Below are 12875 nucleotides of genomic sequence, written 5' to 3'. Positions count from 1 at the left end.
GTGCCGCGCCGCCGAGCGGACGCCCGGCGCCAGCGCCGGTGTCGTCGACGAACACGCACACGAGCGGCCGGCCCGACTCGACCGCGCGCGTCAGCGCGGGCTGGTCGGTCACGCGCAGATCGTCGCGGAACCAGACGATCGCGGGAGCAACGGAGGACTGGGCGGGCACGGGCACCTCGATGACGAAAGCGGAAGGAGGTGCGTATTGTCGCGGCTGTGCCGCGCGGTGTCGACGCTCGCCGCCGCCGATGGCGGTCGCTGCCAGCGCAACGCGTTGCCCGGTGAAACGCGTTGCTCCATTCCGACGATGCTTCGCCGCGCACACCGGCCCACGCTCGATGTCGGGTCCACCGCGCTGGGCGGCTCTGCCTGCAAACAGGGTTTCGATCAGTGCGCACGCGACGGAAAGCGGCGCGCCGAAGCGTGGCATGCTGCCCGCCGCGTGACCGGGAGCGGCCGGCTGCTGCGTCAATCGAGCCGGAACGCGGCCTCGAAACGCTCGGCGAACGCGTCGAACTCCGCTTCCGGCAGATGGTTGATGCCGCCCGCGCGCTTGCGCCCGCCACCGGTCGCGAAACCGCGACAGAACTCGTCGGCGCCGAGCGGCCGGCCGTCGGGCACGCGCACGCTGACGACCAGCCCGCCGTCCGCACGCGGCGACAGCACCGCGAGCGCCGCATGCGGCGCCTTGCGCATCCGTTCGTTCGCAAGCATCCCCGTCGCGCGCCGCGCCCACGGGTGGTCCGGCATCCGGACCAGCGTCGCGCCCGGCACCTCGCGCAGCGGCGCGAGCGCGCAGGCACGCGCCATGTCGTCGCGGTAGCCGTCGCGTAATGCGGCGAACACGTCGGTCCCGCGCACGAAATCGAGCGGCTCGGCGCAGGGCAACATCGCGTCGGCGAGCACCGCCGGATCGAAGTGCAGATCGCCGACGCACTCGCCGTACGCGTTGTAGTTCAGGTAGAGGCCGAGTTCGGCGAGCGTGCCGCGCTCGGCCTCGCCGATCCCGTGCTCGCGTGCGAGCGCGTCGCCGAGCGCCGGCAGTTCGTCGCCGAATGCCGCGACGATCGCCCAGCGCACGTGCCGGCCGCCGAGATGGCGGTTCACGATCACACTCGTGCAGACGTCGGCCGCCGTGTCGATATGCGCGTCGAAACGCGGATCGTCGGGCAGTTCGCCCGCGAAGTGATGGTCGAAATAGCGGATCGTCGCGCCGCCGCGCAGCAGCCGCGCGCAGGCGTCGCGGTTCTGGTCGTGCGACACGTCGAGCACGGTGACGATGTCGCTCGCGCGTGCGTCGATCCGCTCGAGCAGCCTGATGTCGCGCTTCACGCCGGTCACGAGCGTGCCGCGCACGCGCTCCGCGAGCCGCAGCTGCTGCAGCGCGCACAGGCCGTCCGCGTCGCCGTTGAACGCGAAAAAATGCCGCGCGTGTGGGTTGTCCTGCATGATCCGGTGCTCCATCGTCAAGGCATGAAATCGCCGCCGTCCGCGTCGAGCGTCGCGCCCGTCACCGCGTTCGCTTGGTCGGACGCGAGAAACAGCGCCGCGCGCGCAATCGTCGTCGGTCGGCAGCTTCGCGAGCGCAATATTAGACGCGATCGGCGCGAGGATCTGCTCTTCCGTCATCCCGCCGCCTGCCGGAAACTCCTCGGGGGCGGCACGCCCCACCTCCAGCCCATGTGGATGCTGTTCGCGCGGATGCCGCGCACGCCGACCTCGCGCGTCAGGTAGGGCCGGCGTCTCCACCAATGTCATACGTCATCAGACATTAAGTACCGTCACACCAATCTCGTGAGATTCCCCAATATTTGAACTAATTCCGGGTAAACCCGCGACGTCTTCGGTCACGCTCCGGCGTACCATGTCATACGACGACATACTACATAGACCGCCAACCAGACGCGCACGCGGGTCGCCGCCCCGTCCGCAGCCGTCCGACCGGAGACACCGTTGAACCCGCCCTCGCCCGCCCTGCCTGGCCGCGACCCGCTCGCGTCCGCCGTCTCGAAAGTGAAGTGGCACGTGCTGCCGCTCGTGCTGATCATGTTCATCGCGAACTACATCGACCGCGTGAACGTCGGCTTCGTCGATCGCCACCTCGAAGCGTCGATCGGCATCGGCGCGGCCGCGTACGGGCTCGGCGCCGGGCTGTTCTTCGTCGGCTATGCGCTGTTCGAGGTGCCGTCGAACCTGCTGATGCAGCGCTACGGCGCACGCGTGTGGCTCGCGCGGATCATGGCGACGTGGGGCATCGTCGCGGCCGCGATGGCGTTCGTGTGGAACGACACGTCGTTCTATACGCTGCGCTTCCTGCTCGGCGCGGCCGAGGCCGGCTTCTTCCCCGGCGTCGTGCTGTACCTGTCGCAATGGCTGCCGCCGCAGGAGCGCGGCAAGGCGATGGCGATCTTCCTCGGCGGCTCCGCGTTCGCGTCGGTGCTTTCGGGGCCCGTGACCGGCGCGCTGCTGTCGATCCGCGGCTTCGGCCTCGAAGGCTGGCAATGGATGTTCCTGATCGAAGGGCTGTTCTCGGTCGCACTGTGCGGCGCGAGCTGGCTGCTGCTGAAATCGCATATCCGCGATGCAACGTGGCTCACCGCCGAAGAACGCACGGCGCTCCAGAACGCGCTCGACGAGGAACGCGCGACGCGCGACGTCCGTTCGAACGTGCCGGTGCGCGCGACCGCATTGTTGCGCGACCCGCAGATCGTGCTGTTCTGCTTCCTGTACTTCTCGATCCAGCTGACGATCTACGCGGCCACGTTCTGGCTGCCGACGATCATCCGCAAGATGGGCGGCCTCACCGATTTCCAGGTCGGCCTGTACAACACGATTCCGTGGATGATCGCGATCGGCGCGATGTACGGCTTCGCGGTGCTGTCGTCGAAGTGGAAGCATCCGCAGCGCTGGCTCGCCAGTGCGCTCGTGCTCGCCGCGGGCGGGCTGTTCGCGTCGACGTCGCACGACCCGGTGTGGTCGTTCGCGTCGATCTGCTTCGCCGCGCTCGGCTTCAAGGCCGCGGCGTCGCTGTTCTGGCCGATCCCGCAGGGATACCTCGACACGCGCGTGGCCGCGGCCGTGATTGCGCTGATCAACTCGGTCGGCAACCTCGGCGGCTTCGTCGCGCCGACGGCGTTCGGCTATCTGAAGCAACATACGGGTTCGATCACGGGCGGCCTGTATGCGCTCGCGATCGCTTCGCTCGTCGCCGCGTTCGCCGCGCTGTTCGCACGCACCCAGCGGCGCAGCGATCCGCCGCGCGGCCTGCCGGCCGACGAATCCTTCACGAACGCCTCGATGCTCCGCCATGCCGAACACTGACCGCCTGACCGTCGTCGTCTCGAATGCCGCCGACGGCGACCTCGCCACGTTCTCCCTCGCCGGCGACGGCACGCTCGCACCGCTTGCGCGCTACCCGGCCGCCGACGTCGCGATGCCGATCGCCGTACAGGCCGACCGCGCACGGCTCTACGTCGCGACGCGCGGCGAACAGCCGACGATCGTCGGGTTCCGCATCGCCGCCACGGGCGCGCTTGCGCGCATCGGCACGACGGCGATCGACGCGAGCCACGCGTACCTGTCGCTCGACCACAGCGGCCGCTGGCTGCTCGGCGCGTCGTACGGCGGGAATTCGCTGAGCCTCTACGACGCCGCCCGCGTGCGCGACGGCGACGGCACGCCGCTGCAGGTCGCGCCCGGCATCGCGAACGCGCACTCGGTGATCGTGTCGCCGGACAACCGTTTCGCGTACGTCGGCTCGCTCGGCTCGGACCGCGTGTTCGCCTTCGCGCTCGTCGAGGACGCGGCCGGCCTGCGCGCGGTCGAACACGGCGACACGCGCGTGCCGGCCGGTTTCGGCCCGCGTCACCTGCGGTTCGCGGATGACGGCCGCACGCTCGTCGTCGTCAGCGAATTCCAGGCCACGCTCGCGTCCTTCGCGCGCGACCCCGACACCGGCAGGCTCGGCGACGCACACGTGAGCGCACGCCACCCGGCCGTCGCCGGACTCGCGCCCGGCCATGCGCGCCCGCCCGCGCCCGCCGAGCCGTCCGTGTGGGCCGCCGACCTGCACCTGACGCCCGACGAACGTTTCGCGTACGTCAGCGAACGCACGTCGAGCCGCCTGCTCTGCTATCGCCGCAACGAGGACGGGTCGTTCGAACCCGCGCACGCGACGGCGACCGAGACGCAGCCGCGCGGCTTCGCGATCGATCCGTCGGGACGCTGGCTCGTCGCCTGCGGCGAACAGTCGGAACACGTGGCCGTGTATGCGATCGCGCCGGACGACGGCGCGCTGACGCTGCACACGCGCGTGCCGGGCGGACGCGGCGCGAACTGGATCGCGCTCGTCTGAAGCCGCGGCACGTGCCGGCGTTCAGCGCCGCTCGCTCGGCGCGACGCCGGTCCAGCGCTTGAACGCGCGCGTGAAATTGGCCCGGTCCGTATAACCGACGCGCGCCGCGATCTCGTCGACCGGCAGCCGCGTGCCTTCGAGCAGCCGCAGCGCGTCGCGCAGCCGGATCTCGTCGAGCAGCGCCGAATAGGTCGCACCGTATTCCGCGAGCTTGCGCTTGAGCGTGCGCGCCGACACATGGAGTTCGCGCGCGACGTCGTCGACCGACGGATAACCGTCGTCGCCGCAGATCAGCAGGTTGCGCACGCGCTCGACGATGCTCTCCGCATAACCGAGCCGCGCGAGTTCGGCCTCGCACTGCTGGACGATCATCTGCGCGGTCTGCGCGTTCGCGGTGCCGATCGGCTCGTCGAGCAGCGCGGCGTCGCAGCGGATACGGTTCGCGCTCGCGTCGAAATGGCAGCGCGGCAGCCGTGCGCGATAACGCTCGAACCACGGCGGCTCGGGCCATTCGAAATGGAGTTCGGCACGCGACTGCAGCGTGCGGCCCGGCGTCGGATACAGCAGCGAATTGAACAGGATCGCCGTTTCGACCAGGAAGTTCTCGACCGCGAACTGGCGCAGCCGGCCGAGCGGAAACGCTTCGAGCACGTCGATGTCGACGATCCCGTCGAGCTGCGCGAGCCGCACCGAGAAAAACGGCACGCGCGTCGGCAGGTAGCGGATGCCGAGCGCGATCGCCTCGCCGAGCGTCGCGCAGCTCATCAGCCCGAAGCCGATCAGCCCCGCTTTCGTCAGGCTGCTGCGCAGGCCGATCTCGATCGCGATAGACGGGTCGTCGGTCGCATCGAGCAGGTTGAACACGATCGCCGCCTGCTGCAGCGGCGTGATGCGCGCATCGGGCTGCGCGAGCCGCTCGCGCTCGACGCCCGAGCCGGCGAGGATGCGGCCGCCGTCGATGCCGCGCTCCTCGGCCAGCATCAGCATGAACAGCGCATACGCGGACGACACCGTCGCCTTGTTCAGCTGGCGCGCGGCATCCGGGACGGACGGGACCATGCGGCGGACTCCGGAGCGGTTTCGGCGGATTGTAGCGTCGCTGGCCCGCAATGACACCGCGGCGGCACTCTAGCCCGGTCGCCAAGGTGGCCCGAAATGACACCGTCATTGGCACCGACGGCCCTCGCGTGCGTTCCGGCGCGCGCCTATGCTTGTCACACCGGCATTGCGCCCCACTCTTTCCGCACGGATTCCGGTCGATGAGCCAACCCGCACGAACCGTCTTTCGCCACGATGCAGACAAGGTCGCGTACGTCCGCCGCGAGGTCAACGCCGCGAGCGACGCGATCCGCGCGCGCTTTCCGCTGCTCGACAACCAGAACCTCGTCGGCGCGTCCGTGATGGCCGTGTCGGTGAGCGCGATGCTCGCGATCGCGTGGCTGTATGCGCGCGGCGCGATCGCCTGGTACGTCGCGCTGCCGCTTGCCGCATTCGTCACGTCGCTGATCCACGAACTCGAGCACGACCTGATCCACCTGATGTACTTCAAGAAGACCCCGTGGGCCTATCACCTGATGATGGCGCTGTGCTGGCTCACGCGGCCCGGCACGATCAACCCGTGGACGCGGCGGCGCATGCACCTGCATCACCACAAGGTGTCCGGCGGCGAATCGGATCTCGAGGAATTCGGCATCACGAACGGCGAACGCTGGGGCGTGAAGCGTCTGCTGATGATCGCCGACGGCATGCTCGCCGTCGTGCTGCGGCCGGCCGCGATGCGCCGCAAGGTGAAGCAGTATGTGGCCGCGCAGCCGGTGCAGGATCCGTCGGAACGGTTGCAGCTGCGCGTCGAGCAGGTGTCGTCGTACATGCCGGTCGGTCACGTGTACTACCTGCTGTGGCATGCGTTCATCGTCTATCACGTCGGCCTGTTCGCGCTGCACGCGTTCGGCTATACGGCAACGGTACCGGCCGCCGTCGAGCGCGTGATGAATGTCGTCGATTTCCTCGCGGTGGTGTGGCTCGGACCGAACTTCCTGCGCAGCTTCTGCATCAACTTCGTCAGCTCGAACATGCACTACTTCGGCGACATCGATTCGCGCAACGTGATCCAGCAGACGCAGGTGCTGAATCCGTGGTGGATGCTGCCGTTCCAGCTGTTTTGCTTCAATTTCGGCGGCACGCACGCGATCCATCACTTCGTGGTGCGCGATCCGTTCTACATCCGGCAACTGACCGCGCGCACCGCGCATGCGGCGCTGCGCGAAGTCGGCGTGCGCTTCAACGACGTCGGTACGTTCGCGCGTGCGAATCGCTGGGGCGCCTATCGTCCGTCGCGCGGCACGCGTCAGGCACCGGCAGACGCATAACGCCGGCGGCGCGCGCCCTCAATCGCCGATCGGCGGCATCGGCCCCTGCCCGCGGATCCACGACCAGTTCGCGAGTTCGGCCATTTCCTTGTCGCCTCGGCTGTCGCCATACGCGAACAGCTGCTTCGGCGGCCGGTTGCCCCACCACCCGCGCAGCCGCACGACCTTCTGCGGCCCCCAGCAGTTCTCGCCGTCGAGCCGCCCGGCGAACGTGCCGTGCTCGAACGCGAGCCGCGTCGCGAGCACCGCATCGAAGCCGGCCGTCCTCGCCCACTTCTCCAGATACAGCGACGGCGACGCGCTGACCAGCACGACTTCGTGTCCGCGCGCCCGATGCTCACGGATGCGCTCGAGCATTTCCGCGCGCACGAGGCCCGGCAGATAGGTATCGACGAACGTGCGCGCCTGCGCATCGAGCACGCCCTCGCGGATCGGCCCGAATGCGAACGACGCGAACTTCGCCTTTGCGTCGCCGCGCGACAGCAGCCCGGCCTTCATCGCGACGATCCACGGCAACGCGCGCAGCCCGGCCCATGCGAAGCGCGGCGTGCCGACCGCGTAGCGGACGAAATGACGAAAGCTGTCGGTAGTCGTGATGGTGCCGTCGAAATCGAATGCGGCGACGATGCGGTCAGTCATGGAGAGTCGGCGGGAAAGCGATCGAATGCCCGGGAAGATAGCAGACTCGCGCCGCCGTGCGCGAAACCGCGAGACGCAGCACGACCCCGGCAGCGGCCGCATGCGCCGCAACGCACATGGCCACACGGCGCCGTTTGCTCAGCGCTGCGGCCGCGCGGCAAGCGCCGCCGGCAGCACGACGTTCATCAGGTGATCGGCGCGCGACAGCAGATCGGTCACACGCTCGTCGAGTCCGCGCAGTTGCGCCGGCTGCATCCGGATCTGCTGGACCGCCTGCCCGACGATGTTGCGGCGGTCGAACAGCGTGCGCTCGACGCCCGCATCGTCGGGCGCGCGCACGACGTCCGACACCGCGCTCAGCGCCGCGAGCACGACGACGAGGTTTTCCTCCGCCTGATGAACCTGCGCGGCGAGCGCCTCGGTGCGGCGCGGGAAGAAACCGAGCGACTGCTTGAGCGCGCCGATCGCCGCCCGGTAATCGACATGCCCCGATGCCGCGCCGAACCAGCGCTCGAACACGCCGGCCTTGCGCGTTGCCTGCGCGAGCATCCCGGCCATCATGTCGGCCGCGCCGAGTTCGTTGAATTCGCGCGTCGCCGCCGCGACGGCTTCGACGAGATTGCCGGCCATCTCCAGCGCGCCGTCGCCGATCGTCGCGACCGTCGCGAGCTTCAGCGGCACCAGTTGCCGGATGTGCCGCTCGATGCGCGGCGCGTAGTCGGGATAGAGATTCGGGAAGCTGGCCTGCGCGGCGCGGAAGCACGCGTCGAGCTGCGGGTGGTTCGCTTCGCCGAACAGCGCGCGGCCGACCGCATCGGCGGGCGGCACGCGCGCGCCTTTGTCGGCCGCGGCTGCCGGCCCGAAGTCAAGCGCCTGCGGCGCGGGCCGCTCGGGCCGCTCGGGCACGCGCGCGGCCGGCGCACCGGGCGGCGAGTCGAACGCAAGACGCCCGGGCGTGCGCTCGGGCGTCGTATCGAACTCGAGCCGCTTCGGCTCGTCGGACGGATTCGTCATCGCTGCTTCCTGCCCGGCGCCGCGGTGTTCCGCACGCCGGGCTGCCGCCAGTTAGACCGCGCCACCGTACGCGCGGACGAAATCGCCGAGGCCGCGGTTGTAGCCGGCGCCGACGGCCTTGAACATGAAGTGGCCGTCGCGGCGATAGAAGCTGCCGACCTGCACCGACGTCTCCATCGAGAAGTCTTCCTCGAGCGCATACTTCGCGATCACCGCACCCGTCACCTCGTCGGCGATCTGGATGTAGCTGTTGTGCACCTGCCCGAAATTCTGTCGGCGCGCTTCGGCCTGGTCGATCGTCACGACCACCGAGATTTCCTCGACGTCGGCCGCGAGCTTCGTCATGTCGATGAAGATCACCTCGTCGTCGCCGTCGCCGCTGCCCGTGCGGTTGTCGCCGCTATGCACGACGCCCAGACACGTCGACGCGGGCATCCCGCGTTTCGGAAAATCGTCGCCCGGCTGGATGAAGGTTTCCTTGCGTTCCATCGTGCGCACTTCGCTGTTGTAAAACACGAAGTGCCGATCCGAGATCAGCTTCGGATTGCTCTGCGCGTCGTACTTGCACAGGAACACCGACACGTCGAGATCGAAATCCGTGCCCGTGTCCGTCGCGTTCGCGTCCCAACCGAGACCGATGCGGAATTTCTGCGTGCCGGGCGCTTCCTTCGACAGGTTGACGCGACCGCCTTTCGACAAATTGATCATTTGAACCTCTTCTGCTGGAACCGCCGTTGCGCCGGCGGCGATGTCGGGCCGCATGGTGCGGCCCTTCGTTGATGGTGTTCGTGTCGCGCGTGACGCGCGCTTATTTGCCCGCCACCGCGGTGCGGCCTTCCCTGCGCTGCACGACGATCGACGACCACACGGCCGCGGCGATCGTCGCTGCACCGATCAGGCCGGTGACGACCTCGGGCACCTCGAGCTTCACGCCGAGGAACATGATCGCGGCGAGCGCACCGATCGCCCAGAACGCGCCGTGTTCGAGATAGCGGTACTGCGCGAGCGTGCCCTTCTTCAGCAGCACCAGCGTCATCTCCCGGATGTAGGCTGCACCGACACCCAGGCCGAGCGCGATCAGGAAGATGTTGTTCGACAGCGCGAACGCGCCGATCACGCCGTCGAAGCTGAACGACGAATCGAGCACTTCCAGGTACATGAAGCCCGCGACGCCTTCGCGTACCACGCGCGTGCCCGTATCCTCGCCGCCGATCAGGTCGCCGATGCCGTGCGCGATCACGAAGCTGATCACGCCCAGCGCGCCCGCGAGCAGGAAGCTGACCTGCTCGGCCGCCGGCACGTAGAACGACGCGACGATCACGATCGCGAGCGTCAGCGCCACTTCCAGCGCGGTGATGCGGCCGAGATGGCGCATCGGGCCTTCGAGGAAGCCGATCCAGTGCTCGTCCTTCTCGGTGTCGAGCATGAACTTGAAGAACACCATCAGCAGGAACGCGCCGCCGAATGCCGACACCTGATGATGCGCGGAGGTCAGGATCGCCGCGTACTGCTCGGGCGACTCGATCGCGAGCGTCAGCGCATCCCACATCCCGATGTGGCCGATCACCGCGACGATCAGCAGCGGGAACACGAGCCGCATGCCGAACACCGCGACCGGCAGGCCGAACACCATGAAGCGGTTGCGCCACTTCTCCGACCAGTTCTTGAGCACCGATGCGTTGACGACCGCGTTGTCGAGCGACAGCGATATTTCGAGCACGCACAGGACCGCGACGATCAGCATGTCCTTCACGCCGCCGAGGAAGTAGGCCGCGATCAGCGCGAGCGCCGTGAGCGACAACGGGATCTTGAAGTCTTTCAACATGATGGGGTAATCGAGTTCTGAAAAAATGGGCAGGCGGGCCGCGCTTACTTCGCGCGCACCCAGTCGCAGAATTCCTGCGTGATCAGCTGTTCGTAGATCTGTTCGTCGCTGAGGTCGAGCGATTCGAGATGCAAGAAGCCGACGTTCGGCATTTCGTTTGCGACTTCCGCGAGGAAGTCGAATTCGCGCGGATCGCCGACGCCGACGAGCGACCAGTACAGCGGGAAGTGCTGCGATTCGGCCAGCAGCTGGCGCACGCGCTTGCGGTCGTTCTTCGGGTTCTGGCCGTCGGTGACGAACAGCACCCACGCGGGCAGATGGCCGTTCGCCGGGGCGGAGGCGGCCGGCGCGGACGTCTCGTCGGCACTGCCGAACAGCCGGCTCAGGAAGCCGCGCCTTGCTTCGCGCTTCGGCTCCGGCGCACGGAAGAAGAAATCGACGATGTCGTTCATGACCGGCGCGTACTGCGTGCCGCCCCACTTCTCGATCCGCGCGTCGAGCACGTGATCGGAGATGTACGAGCCGTAGTTCTCCGGCGTGGCGGTCGGCAGGCGGTCGTAGCCTTCGGTGAAGGTCCACGTGTCGACTTCGCCGTTGTCGTCGAACTTCAGTGCGATGCCGAGGATCCGGTCGTGCGTCTCCTGGATCACGCCCGACTGGTACAGCGGCTTCGCGGAGCCCGAGATGTCGAGCGCGGCGCCGACGCGCACGACGGGCGGCTTCAGGATCTGGCGTTTTTCGAGGACGATCGCGACCTTCGCCGCGCGCTTCTCAAGCGTAATCATGCGGTGTTCTCTCAGTTCTCTTAGTTGTGCTTCGGAGCGAATCGGGTGATCAGGTCCTGTTCGAGCTGGCGCAGGCGCGGCGCGTCCTGTTCGCGCTGGCGCTTGCCGTCGGCGATGATTTGCGTGATGTCGTCGAACGCGCCGAACAGCTGCTGCTGCGCGTATTCGAACGTGTCGGTCGAGATCACCGGACGCTGACCGAGCTTCGCGACTTCCTGCGCGTTCTGGCGGTTCAGGTCGGCCTGCGCGCGGATCGCCTCGTCGGCCGCGTCGTACGTCGCGTTCGCGAGCGCCGCCGCGCGCTTCGTGCCGAGCTGCTCGAGGTAGAGCGCGAACGCGTTGGTCCACGCGGGGATCAGCACGGTCTTGATCGTCATGAACTTCGACGTCAGCGTGCGTTTCTGGTCCTGCTCCATCCGGATCTGCGGCGCGAGCTGCTTCGACATCAGCATCGCGCGGTCGAGGTCGTCGAGCTTGCTTTCGAGTGCATCGACCTTGCGCTTCACGTCGAGCAGGCGTTGCGCGGCGAACGCATCGTCCGCCGGCTGCTGGCCAGCCGCGAGATGCGCGCGCAGCGTCGCGAGCGCGGATTCGCCGTGCGCCTTCGACTGCGCGAGCTCCTGGTGCAGCGCGTAGTTGTCGTTGTACATGCGCTCGAGCTCGTCGATGCCGGCCTTCTGGCGCTGCGCGTGGTTTTCGAGCTCGACGACGAGCGTGTCCATCCGCTTGCTCACCGACTCGTATTGCGACAGCAGCTTTTCCTTCGTCGAGCGGAACAGCCGCGTCACCTGCGTGAGCAGCCCGCCCTTGTCGGCGCCGCGCGGGTCGAGCCCTTTCGCGGTCACGATCAGTTCGTTGAGTTTGTCGCCGAACCGGTCGGCATCCGATGCGCGGACGCTCGCCAGAATCTGCTGGGAAAAGGCGGCGATCCGCGTGCCCTGCGTCGCGCCGAGCTGGTCGATCTCGTCGACGGTGATCAGGCGGGCGTGCTCCGCCCGGCGGGCGGCCGGTACGGCTGCGGCTGGCACGGCGGCAGGTGACGAAGACGGAGTGGAAGGACGATCGCTGACCGCATCGGATGGGTTGTCGTCGAATAGCGGCTTCATGTGGCTACCACGTTTCCTTTTCTGCTTTTTGCTGCGTGTTGTCGTGCGCGCAACGTGCACGTGCGCGGTTGCCGTCGTGCTCTCTCACGGGCGGCAGACGGACAATAAATGGCGACAGTGCGGCGCGTCAAGAGACGAAATCCTTTCAATCACAATACATTTTGTAATGTGCGTGATGGAATTCCCGATGACGTTTCTGGTGAAGTGAAGACAGATGCCTTGATGGGACGGCAGCCGGGATTTCTCTAGATGCGCAGATAACCAGAAAGATTGAAAGTATTTTGAAATAATTTGCGTGCCTCCATTCCGCTGATTGTTACAGAATGCTTTACATCATCGCGATCGCTGCCGGGACTCATCAATCGGTGTACCGGACGATATGGCGACATGCGGCCGTACTGTGGCGGTCGTCCTGCGTCGGCCTTACTCCGAAAAGCCTTGCGACGCCGGACGCGCATCATGGCGACGCCCCCACCAAGGCAAATACGCGTTGTTTCCGCCGTGCGCGCGGAACCAGTCCTTGCCCGCGTCGATCGGCATAAGTTTTAAAGGCGCCACAACGACCACTGCCGTCGGGTGCTCGGTATCCACACGGCACGATGCATACATCGCCCCCACCGTACGCCGCGCCCGCACCTTCATCGGATCCTTCGACACGAGCATGAACGTGACGGCTTCCTCGAACGGGCAGTCGTAGTCCGTAACGTAACGAGCAGATACGCGGCCGGCGTCTCGAACTGGCGCAGCAGTACGTAGCCGGAAACGGCGAGTGCGGAACGCACG

At 67.4% G+C, this 12875-nt stretch carries 13 protein-coding genes and 1 pseudogene; 3 read left to right on the top strand and 11 right to left on the bottom strand.

From position 1 onward, the window contains the following. The 3 genes from G3N62_RS36445 to G3N62_RS36010 all read right to left on the bottom strand — a co-directional run. Positions 1-169: deoxyribodipyrimidine photo-lyase (locus G3N62_RS36445; protein ID WP_206141285.1), on the bottom strand; the 169-nt coding region annotated here is incomplete at its 3' end. A 299-nt stretch (positions 170-468) separates the two neighbouring features. After that, complete coding sequence (locus G3N62_RS20025; protein ID WP_059560195.1) at positions 469-1449, bottom strand: hypothetical protein; 981 nt, start codon at positions 1447-1449, stop codon at positions 469-471. Positions 1450-1466: 17 nt separating this feature from the next. Next, complete coding sequence (locus G3N62_RS36010) at positions 1467-1589, bottom strand: SDR family oxidoreductase (RefSeq protein WP_226103845.1); 123 nt, start codon at positions 1587-1589, stop codon at positions 1467-1469. Between the two features lie 364 nt (positions 1590-1953). Here G3N62_RS36010 and G3N62_RS20015 point away from each other — a divergent pair, with 364 nt between their 5' ends. After that, a complete protein-coding gene (locus G3N62_RS20015) occupies positions 1954-3321 on the top strand; it encodes an MFS transporter (protein ID WP_124671198.1) in 1368 nt (455 codons plus the stop codon). Beyond that, a complete protein-coding gene (locus G3N62_RS20010) occupies positions 3308-4354 on the top strand; it encodes a beta-propeller fold lactonase family protein (RefSeq protein ID WP_124671199.1) in 1047 nt (348 codons plus the stop codon). The genes G3N62_RS20015 and G3N62_RS20010 overlap by 14 nt, the downstream gene beginning before the upstream one ends. Before the next feature lie 21 nt (positions 4355-4375). On the opposite strand, the gene G3N62_RS20005 is transcribed toward G3N62_RS20010, so the two are convergent. Further along, a complete protein-coding gene (locus G3N62_RS20005) occupies positions 4376-5413 on the bottom strand; it encodes an AraC family transcriptional regulator (protein WP_034190374.1) in 1038 nt (345 codons plus the stop codon). A 200-nt stretch (positions 5414-5613) separates the two neighbouring features. On the opposite strand from G3N62_RS20005, the gene G3N62_RS20000 reads away from it, so the two are divergent. Then, the gene (locus G3N62_RS20000) at positions 5614-6723 is read left to right on the top strand and encodes a fatty acid desaturase (RefSeq protein WP_124671200.1); all 1110 of its coding nucleotides are present in this window, start codon (positions 5614-5616) and stop codon (positions 6721-6723) included. An 18-nt stretch (positions 6724-6741) separates the two neighbouring features. On the opposite strand, the gene G3N62_RS19995 is transcribed toward G3N62_RS20000, so the two are convergent. The 7 genes and pseudogenes from G3N62_RS19995 to G3N62_RS19965 form a co-directional block, all read right to left on the bottom strand. Continuing rightward, positions 6742-7362: an HAD family hydrolase gene (locus tag G3N62_RS19995; protein WP_124610079.1), complete on the bottom strand. Its 621-nt coding sequence runs from the start codon at positions 7360-7362 to the stop codon at positions 6742-6744. Between the two features lie 138 nt (positions 7363-7500). After that, complete coding sequence (locus tag G3N62_RS19990; protein ID WP_124671201.1) at positions 7501-8376, bottom strand: hypothetical protein; 876 nt, start codon at positions 8374-8376, stop codon at positions 7501-7503. 51 nt (positions 8377-8427) lie between these two features. Further along, complete coding sequence (locus tag G3N62_RS19985; protein ID WP_034190370.1) at positions 8428-9084, bottom strand: TerD family protein; 657 nt, start codon at positions 9082-9084, stop codon at positions 8428-8430. Between the two features lie 100 nt (positions 9085-9184). Continuing rightward, positions 9185-10201: a DUF475 domain-containing protein gene (locus G3N62_RS19980; protein WP_034190369.1), complete on the bottom strand. Its 1017-nt coding sequence runs from the start codon at positions 10199-10201 to the stop codon at positions 9185-9187. A gap of 44 nt (positions 10202-10245) precedes the next feature. Beyond that, on the bottom strand, positions 10246-10986 hold the full coding sequence (locus tag G3N62_RS19975) for a VWA domain-containing protein (RefSeq protein WP_124610077.1): 741 nt from the start codon (positions 10984-10986) through the stop codon (positions 10246-10248). A gap of 20 nt (positions 10987-11006) precedes the next feature. Beyond that, positions 11007-12092, bottom strand: a complete 1086-nt coding sequence (locus tag G3N62_RS19970) for a toxic anion resistance protein (RefSeq protein WP_124610076.1) — start codon at positions 12090-12092, stop codon at positions 11007-11009. Between the two features lie 423 nt (positions 12093-12515). Beyond that, positions 12516-12680: pseudogene (locus G3N62_RS19965) on the bottom strand (virulence factor); the annotation flags it as partial. Between the last annotated feature and the right edge of the window lie 195 nt (positions 12681-12875).

It is taken from the genome of Burkholderia sp. Tr-20355 (genome assembly GCF_017104685.1).
Classification (GTDB): Bacteria; Pseudomonadota; Gammaproteobacteria; order Burkholderiales; family Burkholderiaceae; genus Burkholderia; species Burkholderia seminalis.
This window is presented reverse-complemented; position numbering and strand designations above follow the sequence as displayed.

Excerpts from the sequence above, each read along its gene's own strand:
- G3N62_RS20025 (WP_059560195.1), bottom strand. The coding sequence starts at position 1,449 with ATGCAGGACAACCCACACGCGCGGCATTTTTTCGCGTTCAACGGCGAC.
- G3N62_RS20010 (WP_124671199.1), top strand. The coding sequence starts at position 3,308 with ATGCCGAACACTGACCGCCTGACCGTCGTCGTCTCGAATGCCGCCGAC.
- G3N62_RS20005 (WP_034190374.1), bottom strand. The coding sequence starts at position 5,413 with ATGGTCCCGTCCGTCCCGGATGCCGCGCGCCAGCTGAACAAGGCGACG.
- G3N62_RS20000 (WP_124671200.1), top strand. The coding sequence starts at position 5,614 with ATGAGCCAACCCGCACGAACCGTCTTTCGCCACGATGCAGACAAGGTC.
- G3N62_RS19995 (WP_124610079.1), bottom strand. The coding sequence starts at position 7,362 with ATGACTGACCGCATCGTCGCCGCATTCGATTTCGACGGCACCATCACG.
- G3N62_RS19990 (WP_124671201.1), bottom strand. The coding sequence starts at position 8,376 with ATGACGAATCCGTCCGACGAGCCGAAGCGGCTCGAGTTCGATACGACG.
- G3N62_RS19985 (WP_034190370.1), bottom strand. The coding sequence starts at position 9,084 with ATGATCAATTTGTCGAAAGGCGGTCGCGTCAACCTGTCGAAGGAAGCG.
- G3N62_RS19980 (WP_034190369.1), bottom strand. The coding sequence starts at position 10,201 with ATGTTGAAAGACTTCAAGATCCCGTTGTCGCTCACGGCGCTCGCGCTG.
- G3N62_RS19975 (WP_124610077.1), bottom strand. The coding sequence starts at position 10,986 with ATGATTACGCTTGAGAAGCGCGCGGCGAAGGTCGCGATCGTCCTCGAA.
- G3N62_RS19970 (WP_124610076.1), bottom strand. The coding sequence starts at position 12,092 with ATGAAGCCGCTATTCGACGACAACCCATCCGATGCGGTCAGCGATCGT.